This is a genomic window from Streptomyces sp. NPDC057565 (genome assembly GCF_042801455.1).
Taxonomy (GTDB): Bacteria; Actinomycetota; Actinomycetes; order Streptomycetales; family Streptomycetaceae; genus Streptomyces; species Streptomyces yanii.
Window position 1 is genome coordinate 187,900 of record NZ_JBHVFU010000006.1, and the last position, 19,685, is coordinate 207,584.

16 protein-coding genes are annotated in these 19,685 nt (G+C 68.3%); 7 read left to right on the forward strand and 9 right to left on the reverse strand.

Annotation, left to right across the window (positions count from 1 at the left end):
- Window positions 1-11: 11 nt before the first annotated feature.
- On the forward strand, window positions 12-593 hold the full coding sequence (locus ACFU8W_RS15410) for an OmpA family protein (RefSeq protein WP_384036613.1): 582 nt from the start codon (window positions 12-14) through the stop codon (window positions 591-593).
- Window positions 594-655: 62 nt separating this feature from the next.
- Here ACFU8W_RS15410 and ACFU8W_RS15415 read toward each other — a convergent pair whose 3' ends face one another.
- Together ACFU8W_RS15415 and ACFU8W_RS15420 are read right to left on the reverse strand one after the other, a co-directional pair.
- Window positions 656-847 (reverse strand): hypothetical protein, encoded by a 192-nt coding sequence (locus ACFU8W_RS15415; RefSeq protein WP_266982075.1) that lies wholly within the window; start codon window positions 845-847, stop codon window positions 656-658.
- A gap of 11 nt (window positions 848-858) precedes the next feature.
- The gene (locus ACFU8W_RS15420; RefSeq protein ID WP_384036621.1) at window positions 859-1,710 is read right to left on the reverse strand and encodes a helix-turn-helix domain-containing protein; all 852 of its coding nucleotides are present in this window, start codon (window positions 1,708-1,710) and stop codon (window positions 859-861) included.
- Between the two features lie 307 nt (window positions 1,711-2,017).
- Here ACFU8W_RS15420 and ACFU8W_RS15425 point away from each other — a divergent pair, with 307 nt between their 5' ends.
- Window positions 2,018-2,512 (forward strand): ATP-binding protein, encoded by a 495-nt coding sequence (locus ACFU8W_RS15425; protein WP_384036623.1) that lies wholly within the window; start codon window positions 2,018-2,020, stop codon window positions 2,510-2,512.
- A 178-nt stretch (window positions 2,513-2,690) separates the two neighbouring features.
- On the opposite strand, the gene ACFU8W_RS15430 is transcribed toward ACFU8W_RS15425, so the two are convergent.
- Complete coding sequence (locus tag ACFU8W_RS15430; RefSeq protein ID WP_384036626.1) at window positions 2,691-3,680, reverse strand: CorA family divalent cation transporter; 990 nt, start codon at window positions 3,678-3,680, stop codon at window positions 2,691-2,693.
- Window positions 3,681-3,992: 312 nt separating this feature from the next.
- Between ACFU8W_RS15430 and ACFU8W_RS15435 the strand changes: the two genes are divergently transcribed.
- Complete coding sequence (locus ACFU8W_RS15435; RefSeq protein WP_384036629.1) at window positions 3,993-4,865, forward strand: LLM class F420-dependent oxidoreductase; 873 nt, start codon at window positions 3,993-3,995, stop codon at window positions 4,863-4,865.
- Window positions 4,866-5,006: 141 nt separating this feature from the next.
- On the opposite strand, the gene ACFU8W_RS15440 is transcribed toward ACFU8W_RS15435, so the two are convergent.
- From ACFU8W_RS15440 to ACFU8W_RS15450, 3 genes are all read right to left on the reverse strand, one after another.
- Window positions 5,007-5,462 carry a transglycosylase SLT domain-containing protein gene (locus tag ACFU8W_RS15440; protein ID WP_384037130.1) on the reverse strand — a complete coding sequence of 152 codons (456 nt, stop codon included), beginning with the start codon at window positions 5,460-5,462 and terminating at the stop codon, window positions 5,007-5,009.
- A 505-nt stretch (window positions 5,463-5,967) separates the two neighbouring features.
- Window positions 5,968-10,536, reverse strand: coding sequence for a carboxypeptidase regulatory-like domain-containing protein (locus tag ACFU8W_RS15445; RefSeq protein WP_384036632.1), 4,569 nt, complete (start codon window positions 10,534-10,536; stop codon window positions 5,968-5,970).
- Window positions 10,537-10,727: 191 nt separating this feature from the next.
- A complete protein-coding gene (locus ACFU8W_RS15450) occupies window positions 10,728-10,919 on the reverse strand; it encodes a helix-turn-helix domain-containing protein (RefSeq protein ID WP_384036634.1) in 192 nt (63 codons plus the stop codon).
- Between the two features lie 532 nt (window positions 10,920-11,451).
- On the opposite strand from ACFU8W_RS15450, the gene ACFU8W_RS15455 reads away from it, so the two are divergent.
- From ACFU8W_RS15455 to ACFU8W_RS15465, 3 genes are all read left to right on the forward strand, one after another.
- Window positions 11,452-12,045 carry a hypothetical protein gene (locus ACFU8W_RS15455; protein ID WP_384036637.1) on the forward strand — a complete coding sequence of 198 codons (594 nt, stop codon included), beginning with the start codon at window positions 11,452-11,454 and terminating at the stop codon, window positions 12,043-12,045.
- Window positions 12,046-12,162: 117 nt separating this feature from the next.
- The gene (locus ACFU8W_RS15460) at window positions 12,163-14,580 is read left to right on the forward strand and encodes a Tox-REase-5 domain-containing protein (RefSeq protein ID WP_384036639.1); all 2,418 of its coding nucleotides are present in this window, start codon (window positions 12,163-12,165) and stop codon (window positions 14,578-14,580) included.
- Between the two features lie 25 nt (window positions 14,581-14,605).
- The gene (locus ACFU8W_RS15465; RefSeq protein ID WP_384036642.1) at window positions 14,606-15,337 is read left to right on the forward strand and encodes an Imm52 family immunity protein; all 732 of its coding nucleotides are present in this window, start codon (window positions 14,606-14,608) and stop codon (window positions 15,335-15,337) included.
- A gap of 143 nt (window positions 15,338-15,480) precedes the next feature.
- On the opposite strand, the gene ACFU8W_RS15470 is transcribed toward ACFU8W_RS15465, so the two are convergent.
- Window positions 15,481-17,862: a PT domain-containing protein gene (locus ACFU8W_RS15470; protein ID WP_384036645.1), complete on the reverse strand. Its 2,382-nt coding sequence runs from the start codon at window positions 17,860-17,862 to the stop codon at window positions 15,481-15,483.
- A 197-nt stretch (window positions 17,863-18,059) separates the two neighbouring features.
- Here ACFU8W_RS15470 and ACFU8W_RS15475 point away from each other — a divergent pair, with 197 nt between their 5' ends.
- Window positions 18,060-18,575 (forward strand): hypothetical protein, encoded by a 516-nt coding sequence (locus ACFU8W_RS15475; protein ID WP_384036649.1) that lies wholly within the window; start codon window positions 18,060-18,062, stop codon window positions 18,573-18,575.
- 54 nt (window positions 18,576-18,629) lie between these two features.
- Here ACFU8W_RS15475 and ACFU8W_RS15480 read toward each other — a convergent pair whose 3' ends face one another.
- The gene (locus ACFU8W_RS15480; protein ID WP_384036652.1) at window positions 18,630-19,079 is read right to left on the reverse strand and encodes a DUF3592 domain-containing protein; all 450 of its coding nucleotides are present in this window, start codon (window positions 19,077-19,079) and stop codon (window positions 18,630-18,632) included.
- Between the two features lie 20 nt (window positions 19,080-19,099).
- Window positions 19,100-19,684 carry a hypothetical protein gene (locus ACFU8W_RS15485; protein ID WP_384036655.1) on the reverse strand — a complete coding sequence of 195 codons (585 nt, stop codon included), beginning with the start codon at window positions 19,682-19,684 and terminating at the stop codon, window positions 19,100-19,102.
- Window position 19,685: the final 1 nt, after the last annotated feature.

Here is a 19,685-nt window from a genome sequence, read left to right on the forward strand (position 1 = left end):
CCACGTTGCTGATGGCAAGCGTCACCGTCCTGGGGGCCTCGCAGGCTGTCGCAGACGACGGTCCCAGCGTGCCGCCCGGCACCGAGGCGTCGTCGGTGCCACCCGTCAAGGTGGACAGCAACGACCCCGACCTCAAGATGGCCGAGGGGGCCACACTCGCCCCGGCGAAGGTCCTCGACATCATCCAGGTCGTCGAGGACCAGGGCGGCGAGGAGCGCCGCGAGGACAGCAACGCCAGCATCAAGTTCGCGCTCCAGGCGGAAGTCCTCTTCGGCAAGGACAGCGCGAAGCTGAGCGCCGCAGCCAAGTCCCGCATCGCAGCCGTCGCAGCCGAGATCAAGAAGCAGAACGCCACCAAGGTGCGCGTCTTCGGCTTCACCGACAATCTCGGGTCCTCCGCACACGGCGACGTGCTGTCCAAGCAGCGTGCCGACGCGGTGCACGGAGTGCTGGTCGACTCGCTCGGATCGTCGATCACCTTCGAGATCCGCGGTTACGGCGAGCAGTACCCGATCGCCGACAACAGCACGGAAGAGGGCCGGAAGAAGAACCGGCGCGTGGAGGTGTCCTTCCCGCGCGGTAGCGCTTCCTGACCCAGCCGCGTACGCACGGGGCCCGGTACCGCGACTACCTCGCGGTACCGGGCCCCGTGCTGTTACAGCAGGTGGTCGGCGGCGCCGGCCTTGATGTCGCGGATCATCTGCTGGAGTGCTTCGCGGCTGTCGGTGAGGAAGTGCTCCTCCGCACCCGCGATGGTGATGTAGCTGTTGCCCTGCTCATCGGTTCCGAGCCGGTAGCAGGAGTTCCCCTCGCCGCAGAACGCGTCTTCCCAGTTGACGTCCGGCATCCGTGATCCCTTCAGAGTTGGCGTGCGATGTTGTGGATGAAGTCCCGCGACTCGCTCGGCGGCAGCGCGATTCCCTCCATCCAGTCCAGGTGGGCCCGGTACTTGGCCAACTGCGCTTCCGAGTGGACGAAGACGGGCCCGTGTGAGTTGTCGATCTGCACGGTGTCGAGCTGGGATACCGGTCCCTCCGCGTACAGGACCGTCTGACCCGCTCCGGGGAACGCGCCTGCCTCGAACGGGATGACCAGCAGCGTCACGTTCGGCTGTTCGGACTTCTTCAGCAGATGCTGGAGCTGGGCGCGGGCCACCCCTCGGCCGCCGAACTGCATGCGGAGCGCGGCCTCATGAACGATGCCGGTGTACGGCGGTGGAGGGTCGCCGTCCAGGACCTCCTGGCGCTCCACGCGATGGGCCAGACGCAGTGCGATCTCGCGTTCCGGCAGCTGAGGGATCACCACGCGGAACACGGCCAGGGCGTGGTCGGAGGTCTGGAGCAGGCCCGGGATGTGCATGGAGTACGCAGCCCGCATGCGGAGAGCGTGCGCCTCCAATTCTGCGATATCAAGAAGCCCTTGAGGTAGCGATCCCCGGTATCTCTCCCACCATCCGCGGCTTCGCGGCTGAGACATTTCGACGAGCGCGTCGACGTACTTGTCGTCCGTGCAGGCGCAATTGCAGGCCAACGTACGCAGGCGGTCCGGGCTGATGGGGCGTGCTCCGGACTCGATGTTCGAGATCTTTCCGCGGTCCACACCGAGCAGACCGGCCGCGAACTCGGCCGATACGTCGGCCGACGTGCGCATTCTCCGCAGTTCGGCCCCAAGCCGCTTCTGGCGTTCGGTAGGCGACGTCCTTGCTGCCATGCCGTTCCTTTCCGCATGCGGTCACCGGCAGTCTGCCGCCTGTGCGTGCGACCCGGCCACGAAAGGGTCCAGTTTCCATGCGAGCAGGGTTATTTTGCCCTTCAGGCGCTACATTGAGTAACGCACTGCTCACGTTGCGATGAGTCGGAAGTGCGTCGCGCGGTCCTGCCCGCAATCTCCTGCCCAGGGAGGGGCGGCCCGCGCCAGGGAGACAAGCCACCGCTCATTCCGCAGCGCACGAGCCACCTGTGCGCATCGACGCGATAGAGAGACCGCCAACTCGCCACCCGTACAAGGGGAGTCAGTCATGCCGCAATCTCCGCGCGCCGCGCTCTGCCCGGTAGCCACCGAGGAGCCCGCACCCGACCCGAGCCCGACCGCGTACCCGAGGCGCCGCTCCGAGCGTGGGCTCGCGCTCAGTCTCACTCTTCCCGGTGATCCGCGGAGCGCGGCGATCGGACGCGACGCGATCACGGCCTCGCTGCACGCGTACGCGCTCGCCCCCTATATCTGGCCGGCCGCGCTCGTGGTGAGCGAACTGGTCGGCGTCACCTCCACCATGACCCCGGGCCAGGCGCTGTACGTCTCCGCGCGGCACCGCGACAACGCGCTCCGGATCGTCGTCTGGGACCAGCACCCGCGCCACTGCGATCCGGATGCCGTCACGCTCTGCGAGGCACGGCGTCGGCAGGCGCTGTGGCTGCTGGCTGCGGTGGTGGATGACTGGGGCGGGGAATGGGACGTCTGCGACGCGATGCCGCCGCACGCGGGTACCAAGTCCTGGGTGGCGCTGCCGCGCTGACCAGGTGCGAGGGGCGGGAGAACGAGCACCGCAGGGACCACGGACGGGAAGCCCGTGGCCTCCTACGCGGCGTCGGCCGGCCGGAAGCGGACTTCGAAGAGCCGGTCGCGCCGGACGGATCTTCTCTCCCGGCTGGAGTTCTTGAACTGTCGTCCGGTGCCGACGCGGGTGCGCCGCGTCATCGGTCATCGGAACCATTGTCGTCATGCAGCTTCCGCCAGAGGCGGGTGCGGTGCAGCACGTAGAGGGCGATGAGCAGGACGATCACTTGCACCCCCACAGCGAGCAGCCAGAAAACAGCCCGGCTTTCCAGTTCGTCGGTCATGTAGGTGAAGTTCATGCCGAAGAATCCGGTGAGGAACGTCAGCGGGAGGAAGATCGTCGACACGATGGCCAGCCGGTTGATCACGCCGTTCTGCTCGCCGGACACGAGGGAGGAGTAGCTGACGAAGGCTCGCCGGGAGGCATCCTGGAGAGACGCGATGTCCGTGAGCACCGACTTGGCGGCGCGTTGGTACGAGCGAGCGAGCCTCTCCCGCGACTCGGGGAAACTGCCGCTCATCATCCTTCGGGTCAAGGTCTCGTCCGTCGCCTCCAGGTACGGCAGGAGCGAGTGGTGCAGGAGGGCCGCGCGCCGTCGCAGTCGTGCCAGACGGTAGACCTGCTGAGGACGGCGTTGCTGGAACATGTCGTCCTCGAGGTCCTCCACCTCCAGCAGAGCCTGCACAGCGGACCGGCGATAGGTCTCCAGGGCCTCTTGCAGCAACAGGAACAGCGTGGCCACAGTGTCGGCGGGCCTCTCGCGCGGCAACCGGGCGACAAAGGTCTTGATTGCTCCGATCGGTCCTCGGTGCACTGTGACCAGGTACCGCTCGGTCACGAAGACATGGACATGAGCGACCTGGCCTTCTTCGACGAGGGGCACGACGAATGCGGCGCTGTCTCCGAGGAACTCGGCCCGCACGGATTCGCCTTCTTTGCCGAGCCACGTCAAGTCCTCGGCCTCCAGACCGAGCTGATGGGCGACCGGCTCCTCGTCGGGCGATGTCTCCTCGGGCAGCTCGATGTCCACGAGCAGAAAACGGGATGCCGCGAGACGCTCACGTGCCTCCGACACGTGTGTACGGGCAACGACCCCTTCCGGCATCGACACCACCGATACGATCATCGTCCCTCATCGTGGATCACCGGCTGCAGCACCTTCCAGCCTGTGCAACCCCGAGGGGCACGCATACGGAGGGATCCATTCGCACCGTCGGCGGCCCCGAACGGGTGAGGGTCGAGCCCCCGAGGTCCGCAGGCCGCGGGAGTCGCTCGTGCCGCCATGGAGCCGCACCCGGTTCGGCAAGGCCGTCGTCGGCGATCACCTTGGCCTCGGCACCCGTCCGGCCGTACAGGCCATGCCTGTTACGGCCGGATGCGCCTAACATGACGAGGACTGCACAGGGTTGCCGAAGGTGTCCGGCGTGGAGGAGTGGACGTGAAGCTCGGTCTGCACTACTGGAACTACTCGCAGCCGGCCGACCCTGCGCTCATTGCACCCACGCTCGCCGAGTCGGCGCGGATCGCCGACCAGGGCGGAGTCGCGTCGTTCACGGTGATGGACCACTACTTCCAGATGGAGACCCCGCAGAGCGCGGCCGACGAGCCGATGCTGGAGGGATACACGACCCTCGGGTACGTGGCCGCGCTGACCCAACGGATGACGCTCGGGCTGATGGTCACGGGCGTGATGTACCGCTACCCGGGCCTGCTCGCGAAGATCGTCACCAGTCTCGATGTGCTGTCCGGCGGCCGGGCGGTGCTCGGGCTCGGCGCCTCCTGGTACGAGCGGGAGCAGCGCGGGCTCGGGGTGCCGGTCGTCCCGGTGGCTGAGCGGTTCGAGCGGCTGGAGGAGACGCTCCAGATCTGCCTGCAGATGTGGAGCGAGGAGGACGGCCCGTACGAGGGGCGGCACTACAAGCTGGCCGAGACACTCTGCGTGCCGGAGCCGATCGGGGAGCGGCCGCCGATCATGATCGGCGGCGGGGGCGAGAAGAAGACGCTGCGGCTGGTCGCCCGGTACGGGGACGCGTGCAACCTGTTCGCCACCGACGTCGACGAGGTGGCCCACAAGCTCGACGTCCTGCGGGAGCACTGTGCGGCGGTGGGGCGTGACTACGACGCCATCGAGAAGACCCTGATGTTCAGCAGGCCGGTCCTGGACGAGACCGATGCGTTTCTCGCCGACGTCGAGGCGTACGCGGAGCTCGGCATCAGCGCGGTCCAGGTGCTGCCGGACCGGCACCCGGTCAGCTTCGCCGAGCAGGTCGTCGCGCGCATCGTTCCCAGGCTCGCCACGATCGGTCAGTAGAGCCCCGTTACGCGGCCGGCCACGGGATCACCGGTTCCAGGTCCGACTCGGCAGGCTGGGGCGGGTTCGTATGGCCGGGCCCGGGCAGGTCCTGACCGGGTTCGGCTGTGCGGTCGGCACGTCGTGTCAGTGGGCCGATGGTCAGTAGGCCGAGTTGACGTTGTCGATCGAGCCGTAGCGGTGGGCGGCGTAGTTGGCTGCGGCGGTGATGTTGGCGACCGGGTCGTAGATGTTCTTGGAGGTGCCGTTGACGTGGTACGTGTTGAACGTGGGGTCGATGACCTGGAGCAGGCCCTTGGACGGGATGCCCTTGGTGGCGTTGGAGTCCCAGTTGTTGATGGCGTTGGGGTTGCCGGAGGACTCGCGCATCAGGTTGCGCTTGATGCCGTCGTAGGTTCCCGGGATGCCCTTCGCGCGCATGACCTTGAGCGACTCGTTGATCCAGGTGTCGACGTTGCCGCCGCCGGACTGGGTGGGGGTGGCGGCCGAGGCGGCCGGGGCGCCTGCGACGGTGCCGGCCACGACTGCGGCGCCGGCGGCGAGCATGCCCATCGAGAGCTTCTTGGTCTTGGTCATGCGGGCGAACTTCGTGGACATCGCGGTGAACTGCATTCGGTAATTCCTCTTCCGTCGGGGGGTGATGCCAAGAATTGTTAATCGAGGGGAAATCCCGGGTCAATGCCCCCCTTTTACTAAAAGGATTCGTACTGGGTGCCGGAAATGACCGGGAGAAGTGCCGTCGAGGCTGCGGGCAGGGTCCCCGTGGGTCTACTATCCGGCTACGGAGTGACGGCCGTCACGTGGCCCACCCCACACGGCAAATGCCTCAAATCGTCATAAGAGTGGCGCGGGTCACGTGGTCTGCGTCATATAAAGGGCGCCCTATTCGCTCACGGTAATGCCGAATAAGCGCACTGTATTGATGGGGGTGTGGTGATTACCGGTGCGAATCCGAGGGGAATACCGACCGGGCGGCCGGCGTGTGACCGAGCTGGTGTCGACGTCGCGTAGCAGGGGCGATTCGGCGTCGTGCGGCCGCTTTCGATGGAGACGGGAAGGGCCCGCGCCGGTGAACGGCGCGGGCCCGTGGATCAGACTCCTCTCAGCAAGTGGTGGGGCGGAGGGCGAAGTCCGTGGTCACCGCCTCGGCCGCCTTGAGGTTCACCAGCCGGGACTGCGGCTTCCAGCCGTCCTGAGCCGCGATGATCTCGACCGGGTTGTCCCTCGGAGCCCAGATGGAGTACCGGCCATCCGCATCGGTCTTCAGGGTGTGGGTCCAGCCCTTCTTGCCGTTGATCTGGACGGTCGCCCCGCGCAGCGCGGTGCTGTTGTCACGGCAGTCGACGCCGGTGATGACGCCCGTCGCCTTGCCCCAGTCCTTGGGCGGCTGCACGGTCATCGTCACGTCGATCGGTGCCACGGGCGGGGTGTCCGACTTGATACCGAGCTGGGCGGTGTACTTGCCGGGCTGCTGCACGCCCGCCGCCGTGGAGGCCTCAAGCTTCACGTTCACCGTGATGCTCTGCCCGGGCTCCAGCGTCGCCGAGGTCGGGGACGCGGACAGCCAAGGTACGTCGGTGACAGTGGCGCACTGGTCGAAACCGGGCAGCAGTTCGCTGTCAGGCGTCGGGGTGAAGCCGCCGGTCGAGCCACCGACCTTGACGAAGCCGCACGCCGCACCCGCCCGGTAGCGGGCGAAGTTGGCGTTGGGCAGCGCCGACCAGGAGTTGGCCGCCGGGTCGTACGCCCAGCCCTGGTTGGTGACCGTGGTGGAGTTGTTGATGACACCGGTGGAGACCAGCAGCAGGCCGTTCGCGGTGTCCGCGGACACCCCCCAGAAGTCGACCGGCAGGTCGGCCATCTGGGTCCAGGTGTTCGCGCCCGGGTTGTAGGCGTACGTGCTCTTCAGCGTCGTCGGCCCGTTGCCGCCGGCGCAGTAGAGCGTGCCGTCGATCCCGCCGCAGCCCTGCCACGCCACCGCGACCGGGTACGCGGCGACCGTGGTGAACGTGTCGGCCCCCGGGTTGTACCGGACGGTCACATTGGACTTGCTGCAGTTTCCGTCCACGCAGCCGCCGACCAGATAGATCTGGCCGTCGATCACCCCGATGCCGGGCGCGGCACGCGGGGCCGGGTTGGTGCTGGCCCGGGTCTCCCACGCGTTGGTACCGGGGTCGTAGGCATAGACCTTTGCCGACGTGTTGCCCGCCGTGTTCCAGCCACCGAAGACGTAGAGCTTGCCGTCGACGAACGTCGCTGCCGGCTTCTCCAGGGCCGCCGGCATGTCGGCGATCTTCGTCCAGGTGTTCGCCGCCGGGTCGTACACATAGCCGTTGGCGAGGTTGGCGGCGCCGTCGGTTCCGCCGACCGAATACACCTTTCCGTCGTGGGCGGCCACGGCGTTGTCCATGACCTTGATCGGGTAGTTGGCCGTGTTGATCCACGGCGGCGCGTACGGGGTCGGCTCCAGGACGTCGCCGGGCTTGCTGTCGCCCCGCCAGGCGGGCGATACGCCGCCCCCCTTGACCCGGAGGTTCTGCAGGCGCGCGCCACGCGTACCGAGCTTGTCGAAGTTGCCGGCCCGCTCGGACAGCTCGAACGTGGCCGGTGCGGTGCCGTCGTTGCGGATTGTTGTCGTCGCCGTCTTGGTCTGGCCCAGCGTCAGGCTGCTCTCCACCGATGGCGGGGTGACGGTCAGCCGACCCGCCTTGAGCGTGAAGTCCTCCCGCGTGGCCGTGTCGGCCGCCACATCCACCGTGGATGTAACCGATTTGTACTGGTTCTTCGCCCCGGTGAACGGGTGCTTTCCGGTCAGGGTCGAGAACATCCAGTAGAAGCCGTCGCCGAGTTTGGCGTCGTCCGGAGTCGGTCCGGTCACCGCCTTCTCCGCCGGCTTGTCCTCACTGATCACTGTCGCATCGTTGAGCCCGGCGCCGGTGTTGCCGTCCAGCACCCGGCCGACCACCAGACCACCCGGGATCGGGTCGCAGGTCCGGTTGACGATCGACATGTTGTCCAGCTCCCACCACCATGCGAAGGTGGCCTGGTAGTGGAACCGGATCCGCACGTCGGACTTCCCGGCCGCCTGTGGCACCGGGATCTCCTCCAGCACCGGACCACGCCGGCTGGTGCTGGTCCAGCGCGACACGTTCTTCCAGGTCGTGCCGTCGTCAACGCTCACGTCGACGTCGGCGAACCCGCCGAGCGCCCGGTAGTCGCTGTTGAACCGCAGCACCGGTGTCGGTACGCCGGACAGGTCCATCGCCGGGGTGATCAGCGCGGTGTCCATCGGCTTGCCGGAACCGGCGTTGTCGCTGTCGGCGATGGCGTACTTGCCGCTGCCACCGGTGAGGTTGCCCCGGTTCCTCGGATCGGCGAAGTTCCAGCCGCCGTTGGGGGTGGTGTTCACCACGCTCCAGCCGGCCGGCGTGTCCCCGGACTCGAACTGCTCGGTGACGACCGGTTCGCCGTAACCGATCTTGTACCCGGTGGCGGTGCAGGAGGTCTCGACCGCCAGGTCGAAGTTCCGCACCAGGTCGCTCTCACTGACGGTGACCTGTGCCGTGCCTTGCTGGTAAGACGGGTACACCGCCTTGACCGTCAGGCCGTACTCGGCCCCCTGCGGCAGATCGACGCTGTACGCGCCGGTCGCCGGGTCGGTGAAGACCGGGCCGCCTGGCTTGCCGGCCACGTCGATGCGCGCGTAGAGCGGCCAGCCATGCCCGGAGTTGTCCTTCACCACGCCGCTGACCTTGCGCAGCGGAACCGGGTCGAGCGCGAAGTTCGCCGTCACCGTGCCACTGTCGGGCACGGTCACCGTCTCGGACTTCGACGCGTAGCCGAATGCCGAAGCGGTCACCTCGTGCTGACCGGCCGGCAGGGTCAGCTTGTACTCGCCCTGGTCGTTGGTGACGGTGCCGCTACCGCCGACGCGTACCGTCGCACCGGCGATCGCTCCGCCACCGGACTGGGTGACCTTGCCGTTCACCTCACCGCGCGGGCCGTTCACGCAGTTGGGGAACTTCATCGCACCGATACGGGTCTGCCAGTTGGCGGAGCTGGTCTGGGACAGGTACTCGGAGGTGAACCAGAACGTACAGCCGTCCGTCGGGTCCACCGACATCGAGCTGTAGTCGCCCCAGCGGGCCGCCGAGTGGGTCTGTGCGCCGGTCCCGGCGATCAGGGTCCGCTCGCTCTGCCCCAGTTCGCCCAGCGGGTCACCGGAGAGTCGCCCGGCCATCCGGATCGACGGGAAGGACGTGCTGCCCGATGACGTGTAGCCGATGGCCATGTTGCCGGTGACGTCCATGGCCGCGCTGGCCATCCACCGGCTCTCACCGTCCGGCGCATAGGTGCCCTGCTGATGGATAGCCCAATCGGTGGGCGCGTTGCTGCGCAGTTCGTACCACCGTACGCCGGCGTGGTCGCCGCCGACATCCACGGTGTGGTTGAGCACCATGGAGGCGTGGTCGCCGAAGTTGCGGTAGGCCGCCCGGTACATCAACCGGTCGGCGATCGCGTCCAGTCGCGCCGAGGTGCCCTGCTGCGGGATGCAGGACCGGGCACCGTTGCACATGTTCGAGTCGAACGGTGCGGTCTCCAGGGACCGGTTCGGCGCCAGGTTGTTGCCGAAGGTGGAGTTCGCCGGGTTGGTCCAGTCGACGTGGAAGTCCCACATCAGCAGCCGGTCGGTGGGCGAGGTGCCCCACGCGTCGTCGTCGAACATGGAGAACGGGTTGGGTGCCCCGGCCGGCGGCGCCTGCCCCTCTGCGTCGGCGGGCAGCAGGCCGCCGAAGTCCGGACCGAGGTGGAAGTACACCATCCGGGCCGGCTCGCCGGCGAGCATCTTCTCCCGCTCGAAGGCCACCGCTCCGGCGCCGACGAAGGACGGCGCGAACTCGTTGGTGGTCATGTAGTAGGCGTCCGGCCAGATCCCGTACTTCGGGTAGTCGTTCATCCGGGTCTGGTGGTAGAGGAAGTCGTACCGGTAGAAGGCCCCGGTCGGGTCCGAGGTCTGCGAGATCGCCATGCACTGGTGGTTGCCGGCGGATCCGCCCGGCAGGGCGAACTGGGTGATCATCCAACGATCGGCGGTCTCGTCGTAGAGGACCACCGGGTCGCCGTCGTTCCTGGTCTCGCACGGTCCGCCGAAGCCGGCGAAGACCGCATTGCCCGGCAGCGGCCCGAGCAACTTGTTGCCGCTCTTGTCGAACACGGCGTAGTGGAGGTTGACCATCTGGACGTAGTGGTTGGGGCCGACATCGCCGTTGGTGTCCGGCGGAAGCACCCCGTCGACGTTGCCGACGCCCTCGAAGTTGGCCTTGAACTCGGGTACCTGGCTGGAGGTGAAGCCACGCTGGACCTGGCTGCTTCCCTCCTTCGCGGACGGGTTGACGGCGGCGCGCTCCAGCGAATGGGCCGGCTGCACGGAGGGCTTGCCGCTGCTGCGCTTGGTGGCACCAGGCTTCGCGGAGATGTCACGAAGCTTCGGAGAGAGGTCGTGTTGGACCGCGTCGCGTACCTGCGCCTTCGCGGCCGGCTTGGCTTCGGGTGCGGCGGGCGCCGTGTCGGCGGGCTTCGCCGTGGCCGGTAGGCCACCGACGAGCAGGGCCAACATGGCCAGGAATGCCACCAGTCCCGCTCGTAGGGTTCTTCGTCGTGTACGTCGCATGGGACATGTCCTCCTTGCCGAGGCAAACTAGGGATGTCTCAGACCACGTGGGGGGTTTGGGTTACAGGGGTTCATAGGCGTCGTTCGGGTAAGTCCCGGGTGACGTGTGCACAACAGTAAAGAGAAGGTAAGTTCTGCTGAGTAGAGTGATTTCCGGACACACGTGGAGCCAGAGCCCGGACTCATCTGCCTCAGTCGTCGAGCGGCCGCCACGCGGTGAGGGCGAGCCTGGCCCCCAACAGCGCGGTGGGCTCGGTCAGTTCGATGCCCAGGGTCATTGCGATCGGTTCGAGTCGGCCGGCGACGCCGCCTTGATGCAGGTGGAGAAGGTCGGCGGCTCGGCGTAGGCAGCCGGTGGCGCAGTAGGCGTCCAGAACCTCCATGTCTTCCGGGTTGCCTGCGATTCGGGTGATGGCGGCTACGTCGGCGTTGTCGCGTGAGGCGTCCTGAGGTACGAGGCCGGCAGATGCGCGGCCGGGCAAGGTTGCCGGCCGCGACGGCAGGTCGGCGATGGCGCGGTGCGCCCCAGCCCTTGAGCTTCCCGTCCGCCGGCTCGCCGAGCTGGTCAGCGCCCCATGGGTGCGGTGGTCGTAGCCCTGCTGCCCGGTGATGTCGCCCGCCGGTCAGGTACCGGTCGAGGTGGTGTTCCGGGTGTCGGCACATTGGCGAGAACCACCGGCCTGCCGACCGGAACGCCGTCGTCCGCCCGGGACCTCAGCTTTCCGTCCGGGGGGCGACTTGGGTCCGTGGGCCCAAGCCCTGCTCCGGTGCGCTCATTACGCTCGTGCACGACCAACCGTGAGGCATGTGACGACGCCGCCCCGAAGCGGCAGTCCGGCATGCCCGCGCGCACGGAGAACTTCACGCTCCATTCGTACTGGCGAGGTGCCCCCACACCGATGAGGTGAAGCGTCGATGAGTGACGGATTCTTCTACTCGTACCACCTTGGCTGGAACCGCCCCGATGCCGAGTCGCTGCTCGGCGATCTCGATGCGGCCGGACTGCGGATCACCCACCCCACCACCCGACGCATCACTCTCATCACCCCGGGACCCGAGCCGGCGATGACCCAGTCGTGGGTGACCAGGGAGCAGCTCGTGCTCCTGGCGAGCCTGCAACGGCTCGACGAGATCGGGTTCCTGCTCTGGGTGAAGCGCGGCGCGGAGATCCATGTGCGCATCCGCCGCACCCGGGACGGCATCGTCTCCCTCGAATTCGGGCTGTGCCGGCTGTCCCGGGACGAGCGGGAACTGGCCGTACGCGCGATCAGGGAGGCGATCGGCAGAGCTTCCCTGCTCTGCATCGGCTTCGTGGTCGATCGGGATGGTGCGTCGGCGGCGACCGACTGGCGGGCGGTCATCGTCAACGGTACGACGTGCTTCGACAGTTGGCCCGACACACTCGCCGTGCGGCATGAGGTCGCGGACATGCAGCCGCAGCTGTCCGGTGCGACGTCCTTCGAACAGTCGCCGTGGATGCTGTTCGGGAGCGAAGTGCCCAGCAGGTAGGTCGGGAGCTCGGGGCCGGGTTTGGGCCCTGGGGCCCATGCCCTGGACGGGGCGATGTGGTCGGATAAATGAAGTGGCCCAAGTCTGGTCACCTGCCGACCAGTTGGGGGACTCGTCGTGTCTGGCACAGGCGGAATAGCAGTTCCGGGCGGCGGCGGCGTCTCCCTGACCCGTTCCGGCAGGCAGTCGCTGCCGCGCCCGCTGCAGGCGGTGCTGATTCTCGTCCGGACGCTGTTCGTCTTCGCGGTCCTGGGCGGCATCGGTGTGCTCACGGTGGCGTCGTCGATCAACGAGGTCGACGGAAAGCTGATCGGACTGCTGCTGTACGCGGCACTGCCGAGCGTCTCCGCCTTCGTCCTCTCGCTGTACCTGCGTACCGGCGGCATCTGGATCTGGCGCGGGCTCCTCGCCGTCCACGTCTGGCTCACCCTCGGTGCGCTGGCGACGCTGGGCGCGGGCGGCGGGCGCGGGGCGACGCAGCTGGTGATGCCGGTCGTGATCGTTGTACTGCTGTTCCGTCCGTCCTCCCGCGACTGGTTCGAACTCCCCCTGGAGCAGCGGCAGCCGCACCGGCCGTTCAGCATCGCGCGGATGATCAAGTGGCGCCGGGACGGCGGCCAGACCGCCATGGAGTACCTGGGCATGGTCCTGGTGGTCGTGGCCCTCATCGGCGGCCTCGTGGCGACGGGGATCGGCGCCCAGCTGACCGGGGAGATCCGGAGCGCGATCTGCCAGCTGACCGGCAGCGCGTGCCCGGCGCCGGGCGGCGGCGACGTGGAGGCCGGGGGCGGGACGGACGGCGGGGGCACGGCATCCGGCGGGGGCACGGACTCGGGCGGCGCGGTCGCGGGCGGGGGCACGGACTCCGGGGGATCGGCCGGGTCCGGGGGCTCGGACTCCGGCGGCTCGGACTCGGGAGGCTCCGACGCGTCGGGCGGAACCGACGGCGCGGGCGGCTCCACCGAGGGCTCCGGCGCCTCGGGCGGATCCGACAGCACCGGCGGGAACGGCGGGACCACCGGCTCGGGCGGCACCGACACCACCACCCAGGACGGCGACGTCGACGAGGGCGGCGACGACATGGACCCCACCGAGGGTCCGGAAGCCGACTACGGCGACTACGACGGCACCCAGGACAAGAAGGACGACGAGAGCTGCACCTCCGGTGTCGGAGCGTTCTTCTCGTGCGCCGCCCACCAGACCGGCGGCTTCTTCAAGGGCCTGGTTGGCGACGGCCTGTGGGGCGATATCACCGGCACCTTCGACACGATCATTCACCCCATCAAGGCGTGGAACGGCCTGATGGACTACGGCAAGAGCCTCGGCGACAAGTGGGTCGAGGACTCCAAGGGCGCGGGCGACAAGTGGTCCAAGGGTGACTACCTAGGCGCCGTCTGGGACTGGACCAAGGCGTCCGGCGGCACGGGCCTGAAGGTCCTCGACGACATGTTCATCGGCGACGAAGTCCGTGACATGTGGAAGAACGGCAACGAGGGCCAGGCGATCGGCACCGGTCTCTGGAACATCGGCTCGCTCTTCATCCCCGGCTACGGCGAAGCCAAGCTGATCGGCAAGGTCGGAAAGCTGGGCAAGCTCGGGAAGCTCGGCAAGGTCGGTGAGCTGGCCCAGAAGGTCTCGGAGGCCGCCTCCAAGGCCAAGAAGCTCGCCAAGGCCGGCGATGTGGGCGGCGCGGAGAAGGCGGCGAAGGAGGCGCGTCAGCACGCCGACGACCTGGAGAAGAAGGTCGAGAGCAAGGGCTGCCCGATCGGCGCGGGCCCCCTCGGCCGTACGGGAATCCGGCCGGGTGTCACCACGGTCACCACGGCTTCCGTACGCACGACGGCGGGCACGACAGCCACGACGACACGTACGACGACATCCGGCGTGACACGGACCGCCTACGCCGGATACGCCACCTTCCCCACCGGCTTCCGTGCCGAGGGCTGCGAGGCCTCACCGGAAGAGGTCGAGGCGGCCAAGCAGGCGAAGAAGGACGCGGACGACGCCGACAAGGCGGCCAAGGCCGCCAAGCGCGAGGCCGAGCGGAAGCGGCTCGCGAAGATGGAGAAGCCGTCCTGGTACGACCAGCTCAAGAACCCGCGGGCGGGCACCAAGGACCTCGGCGACGGCAAGTGGAAGTCGAAGAGCGCCGACACGTACGCGTACCCGCAGGAGATGGGCGCCCGCTACCAGGAGCAGGTCTCCGGCGTGAAGCGTGGCAAGGAGTACGAGGTCCCGCTCGACAAGATGGACGGCAAGCCCGTCGAGTTCGACGGCTGGGACTCCGCGAACCAGACGTACATCGAGACGAAGTGGGGCTACCGCGGAACCCGGTTCTACGACGAGGCGACGGGCCAGCTCACCAGTCTGGCGACCAACCGCTGGGTGCAGCAGGCGACACGTCAGCTCGACGCCGCGCGCGGAAAGCCCGTGGTCTGGCACATGTCGGACCCGGACGTGGCCAGGGCCACGCAGGAGATGTTCGACGACAGGGGCCTCGACATTACTGTGGTGCACACCCCGGTGAAGCCCTGACCGGGCAGCGTGAGAGGAGACCCCGTTGCTGAATGTCACGGTCCACGGGCTGTGGGGTGTCCGGAAGGAGGACCCGCAGGAAATCGCCGAGCGCTGGGGGCACCTGCTCCGTGCCCTCGGAGACATCGATGCCGATGCCTGCGGGACCTGGCGGCCGGCGGAGGCGGAGGGCGACCCGACCGCGCCGGCGGTGGAGCTCGGTGTGCCCGCCCTGACGGAGTACCTCCTGCTCACCAACCCGGACTCGGACGCCCCGTACATCGGCTACACCTCGTCCGTGTGGTCGGGACAGCCGGACACGGTGAAGGTGACCGTCTCCGTCACCGCGGGAGGATCGGCGAACCGGGCGCCCGACTCGTGCGTGGTGGGGCTCGTCTCGGCCGCGGACGACGCGCCGGAACTGGTGCGCCGCTCCACGGCCGTTCTGGAGGCGCTCGTCTCCTGCTGGGGCCCGGACTGGGGCGAGGCGTACAGCAGGGAGGAGTTCCGCGCGGTGAAGACGGAGTTCGGGCTCCGGGCCGGCGCCCCGCGCGCCGGCCGGTCGGTGTATCTGTCGCCGGGCCGGGCGGACCGCGTACCGGAGGGGCTGCCGGGGACCTACACCCGTACGGCAGACGGCGGCCTGGTCGTCGATCTCACGCGCGGTGGCACGGAGCTGCCCGGAATCGACACGATCACCGAGGTGAACAGGCAGCTGCTGGCGGCCGGAGCGCTGGAGCCGCTGACGGTCCCGTTCGACCGGGCCACGTTCCAGTAGTGCTCGGCACGTCCTGCCGCAGGACTGCCGGCCACCACCCCTGAACGGACAGCCGTCACAGCACTGCCGGGCCGGTCAGGAGGAAGGCCCCACCCCTTCCTGGATGGAGGGGGCGGGGCCTTCGCTGTGAGCGTCGAAAAACCCTAGCTCGCGGCGGCCTTACGGCGGCGCATCCACCAGGTCAGACCCGCTCCGCCGACGGCGAGTGCCGCGGCGACGGAGGCGATCAGACCGACGGGGGTGTCGGAGCCGGTGTGGGCGAGGTTGCCGTCCGGGTCCTTCGGGGAGCCCGTGGGTGCGGGAGTGCGGCTGTCGGACGGGTCCGGTGCCGGGGTGGTGGGCTGGTGGGTCGGCTTGCCGGTGGGCTCGGCCGTGCCGGTCGGCTTCGGGCCCGGGGTTTCGTTCCCGCCGCCGTTGTAGACCTGGCCGGAGCTGGAGCCGCCGAACATGACGGTGTTGCTGTTGCGGTAGGTGACCGTGGTGGTCCTGGACGTCTTGGTGGTGGTGTCCGTCCTGGGGTGCTGGACGGCGAACTCCGTCTTGGAGATGTTGCGCTTCGGGGCCTTGGAGAAGTCGACGCCGCCCATGATGCAGGTCTTGTTCTGGCCGTCGACCTGGCAGGGGTAGCTGTAGTCGCCCTGCGTGTAGGACTTCATGTACTCGTCCCACGTCTGCTTCGGGGTCCAGGTCCCGGCCTTGCCCCGCAGTGGCCACCGAGCCACGTTGTTGCTGTTGATGAGAGGCCGGAAGTCGGTGACGTGGTCCTTGTCCTGGGTGCGGATGTACTCGGCCGCGACGCGGGCGTTGTAGACGCGGCGCAGGTCGGCGTACGCGCTCCCGCTGTTGACCTTCTCCTCGACGTCGGGGATGACGTACTGCTCGACCAGGCGCTGTGAGGTGTTGATCTGGGCCTCGGTCAGGTCGCACTTGCCGTTGGGGCTGGGGAAGTCGACCTTCTGCGGCTCGGCGTTGACCTTCAGCGGCGCATCCAGGATGTACAGCCCGTTGTCGTCGGCGCGGACCTTGGCGGTCCTGGGGACGATCCACAGCCGGATCTGGTGCCCGCAGGGGATGTTCGCGGCCGTCATGGCATCCCAGTACTGCTTGCCGACGCCGCTGCGGGGGTCCATGTCACGCGCGTAGTCGTGCTTCATCTCCAGGTCGGCCTGAAGCAGAACACGTCCGGCGTCGGTCTTCCCGAACGTCTTGTCCATGATCTTGTCGGGCTGGTCCGGGTTGAGGTTGACCCAGAACTTGTCCGGGGTCAGCGCCAGCCAGGCGAACATCGCATCGGAGGAGAGCTGAAGGCGCTGCTCACCGCCCCAGCCGGGGTTCGTGTCCTCGTCCTCGACCATGTCGGCCTTGAAGGAGTAGTCGAGACCCTTGCCCTTGGTCGGGTTGCCGACGTACTGAAGCTCCAGGGTGGAGAAGTCGATGCCTCCGGGCCGCCCGAAGCCGCCACGGGTGTTGACCTGGTTGTACTGGTGCTGGAGCTTGCGTGCCTGCTCAGGGGTCTTCGCCGAGCGCCACACGTCGTCGTGCAGCGGGCCGTAGGAGCCGACGCGGCGCGGATCGGGGTTGAAGACCTTGTCGTAGCGGGTGTACCTGTTCGGTGTCCAGCGGGCGTGGCCGTTGGCGCGCTGCTCGCGGATGGTGGCCTGGGGCAGGCTCGTGCCGCGTTCGCTCTGGAGCTGCCGGTTCAGGGTCGCGTACTGGCGCTTGGTGTTGCCCGTGGTCTCGTCGCCGGTGATCAGGCGGAGCTTGTGGTCGGTGTACTCCTTGTTGCGCAGGATGTGCTTGTCCCAGCGGAGCTGTTCGGCGATGTGCTTGCCGTTGGACTTGAACTCGACGAACTCTTTGGTCCTGGCGTTGTAGGCGTCGTACTTGCGGACCGCCTGCTCGCCGGTCTTGGGGTTGATGACCGCCTTGCCGTTCTTGTCGAAGACCGGCACTTCCTTCTGGCAGATCCAGTCCGGTCCGACGAGCTTGAACTGCTTGACGATGCGGGATTCGAAGCCGTCGCCCTTGCGCTGGTTGGCCTCGTTGCCGATGACCCTCTGATCGAGCCAGAGGCGGAAGTCCGTCATCTTCCGAGGGCCGTCGCCGACGAGCTGCTTGTTGTAGCGGGCGTAGATCTCCAGCGCCCGGTACTGCGGGTCACCGGTCCGGCCGTACTTCTTCTTCCACTTCTGGACGTCGTCCTCGGTCTTGCCGGCGGCGTCCAGCTTCGCCTGGTTCGGCGTGGGCATCCCGTCGAAGGCATGGGAGGGGTTGTCGAAGAAGTAGTCGCCCCAGGTGTCTTCGGGGTTCTGGCTGTAGGGGGTGTTCTTGCCCTGGATGCCGCGGGCCTCGTCCATGTTGTATTTGCGGCCGAGGAACTTCTCATCGCAGCGGATCTTGCCCGGTGCGGCGTCGGCGGTGCCCTGGAAGGCGGGCAGGCCGGTGACGACGAGTCCGGCTGCGGCAGCGGTGGCGAAGCAGGCGGCCAGCCGGAATCGTATGCGTGATCGTATGGAGGTACTCAAGTGTCTGTCCCTGTGGGGGGCTCATGGGACACGGAGTTGGACGGTGCGGGCCCCCGTGCTTGCCACCGTCCAGCCCCACACCCTAGAGCCTCATGCGTCGGCCGATACAACGGGTTGTTGAGGCGCGGCGTGTCAACTGGCGCGATACGGCGGACAGTTCGCCCGTACGGTCCGGAAGCATGTCTACAGTGGGCGGCATGGCTGACCGCACGGACCACGGCATCGACCCGCAGACCCACCCCGACCTTCCGGCGTGGCTGGCCGAACGCGCCCGGAGCTTCGAGGACTGGGCCGCGGCCACCGGCGTCCCCGGGACATGGGACTTCTCCCCCCGGTCCCTGGACGGGCTGGAGGCCCTCATCCGCAGCCGGTACGACAGCGCCGCGGAGACTCTCGGAGCGCGCCGCGACGCATTCCTTCAAGGGGCCTGCTGGTACATCGGGGAAGTGGTCTGCCGCACGCGGGGGGCGGTGTGGAAGTTCGAGCCGTTCGCCGTGAAGGGCGCCGAACTGCCCTCCCTGTTCGGGGAGGCGGATCCTTCGGGGGTCGTCGACGACCCCTGCGTGGCGATGCCGGGCGAGGACATGGAGGAGGCCGTCTATCCGATGGGCGCCGTGCACGGACTGTTCTGCACCGAGGACGAGCTGGGCAACCCCGTCGAGCAACACCTCTCCGACGTGCTGGGCGACTTCGACGAGGACGACGAGGAGTAACCGGGGAACAGGCTCATCCACGTGAGCCCGGACGGCCCGCCCGGACGGCGGCTGTCAGAGCCAGCCCCGCATCGCCGCGAACCCGACCAGCAGCCCCGCCGCGAACAGGCCCAGGACCACCGCGAACACCGCCGGCATCACTACCGGACCCCAGGCCCGGGGTCCGGCGACGGTGGCGCGCTTCTCCGGGTCCGCCGGATCGTACGAGACCCGGACCGGCGCCCCGACCTCGAAGCCGAAGGGGCCCGGCGCATGGTCGACGAACTCGACCTCGCGGCCGTCGAGTGTGCGGAACGCGAACACGTACTCCGTCGCATAGCTCCGCTCCCGGTCCGCCCCCCGGTCCACGACCCGGCGCTCCGCACACCGCCCCTCGGCCCGCTCCCCGTGCCGTACGAGGCTCAGCACGCGGCTCAGCCGCAGCGCCGACCGTACGGCGAACGCGCCGAGGAACAGGCCGAACAGCAGCAGGAAAGTGGCGGTCCCGCCGGGCAGTACATCCATGAACGCCAGTCCTCCACCCGCTACTTCACGGTGATCGAGCCCACGAACGCGTCGAGATCCTTGGCGCTCAGCGAGCCCTTCACCGCATTGATCCGGATGGCGAACGGTACGTCCTTCGAATCGACCCCCGCCACCACGACCCCCGTCATCCGGGTGCCGCTCGCCGGGGTCTGCTCCTTGCCGGACGAGGTGAACTCGTAGTCGATCCGACGCGCCTCACGGGCGCTCTCCTCGCCCGCGAGCCGCACGTCGGTGGTGCCCTTGCGGGTGGCACCGAGGCCGATGCCCGCGCCCGCCGCCGAGGCGGCCTCGCTCGCGTCGTCGATGCCGGTCGCGAAGTCGAGCTGGACCGAGACCATGCCGGTACGCAGCCCGCCCTCCTTCTTGAGCGCGACGGCCGCATTGTTCTTGTTGCGGTCGGCGGCGGACTGCTCCTTGTAGCCCTTGTCCTCGGGGTAGCCCACGGACACGCTCCTGGTGTCGAGCGTGCCCCAGCCGTCCGGGACGGCGGCGGCGTCCGAGGAGCCGCAGCCGGTGAGCAGGGTGAGACCGAGGGCGGCGGCAACAACCGCGCCGGACGTCCGGGACTTCCTCACTGCCGTCATC

Bases quoted from the DNA above. Each gene is read 5' to 3' on its own strand.
- ACFU8W_RS15445 (WP_384036632.1), bottom strand. From the start codon at position 10,536: ATGCGACGTACACGACGAAGAACCCTACGAGCGGGACTGGTGGCATTC.
- ACFU8W_RS15440 (WP_384037130.1), bottom strand. From the start codon at position 5,462: ATGTCCACGAAGTTCGCCCGCATGACCAAGACCAAGAAGCTCTCGATG.
- ACFU8W_RS15455 (WP_384036637.1), top strand. From the start codon at position 11,452: ATGAGTGACGGATTCTTCTACTCGTACCACCTTGGCTGGAACCGCCCC.
- ACFU8W_RS15415 (WP_266982075.1), bottom strand. From the start codon at position 847: ATGCCGGACGTCAACTGGGAAGACGCGTTCTGCGGCGAGGGGAACTCC.
- ACFU8W_RS15425 (WP_384036623.1), top strand. From the start codon at position 2,018: ATGCCGCAATCTCCGCGCGCCGCGCTCTGCCCGGTAGCCACCGAGGAG.
- ACFU8W_RS15420 (WP_384036621.1), bottom strand. From the start codon at position 1,710: ATGGCAGCAAGGACGTCGCCTACCGAACGCCAGAAGCGGCTTGGGGCC.
- ACFU8W_RS15485 (WP_384036655.1), bottom strand. From the start codon at position 19,684: ATGACGGCAGTGAGGAAGTCCCGGACGTCCGGCGCGGTTGTTGCCGCC.
- ACFU8W_RS15450 (WP_384036634.1), bottom strand. From the start codon at position 10,919: ATGGAGGTTCTGGACGCCTACTGCGCCACCGGCTGCCTACGCCGAGCC.
- ACFU8W_RS15410 (WP_384036613.1), top strand. From the start codon at position 12: ATGGCAAGCGTCACCGTCCTGGGGGCCTCGCAGGCTGTCGCAGACGAC.
- ACFU8W_RS15430 (WP_384036626.1), bottom strand. From the start codon at position 3,680: ATGATCGTATCGGTGGTGTCGATGCCGGAAGGGGTCGTTGCCCGTACA.
- ACFU8W_RS15480 (WP_384036652.1), bottom strand. From the start codon at position 19,079: ATGGATGTACTGCCCGGCGGGACCGCCACTTTCCTGCTGCTGTTCGGC.
- ACFU8W_RS15475 (WP_384036649.1), top strand. From the start codon at position 18,060: ATGGCTGACCGCACGGACCACGGCATCGACCCGCAGACCCACCCCGAC.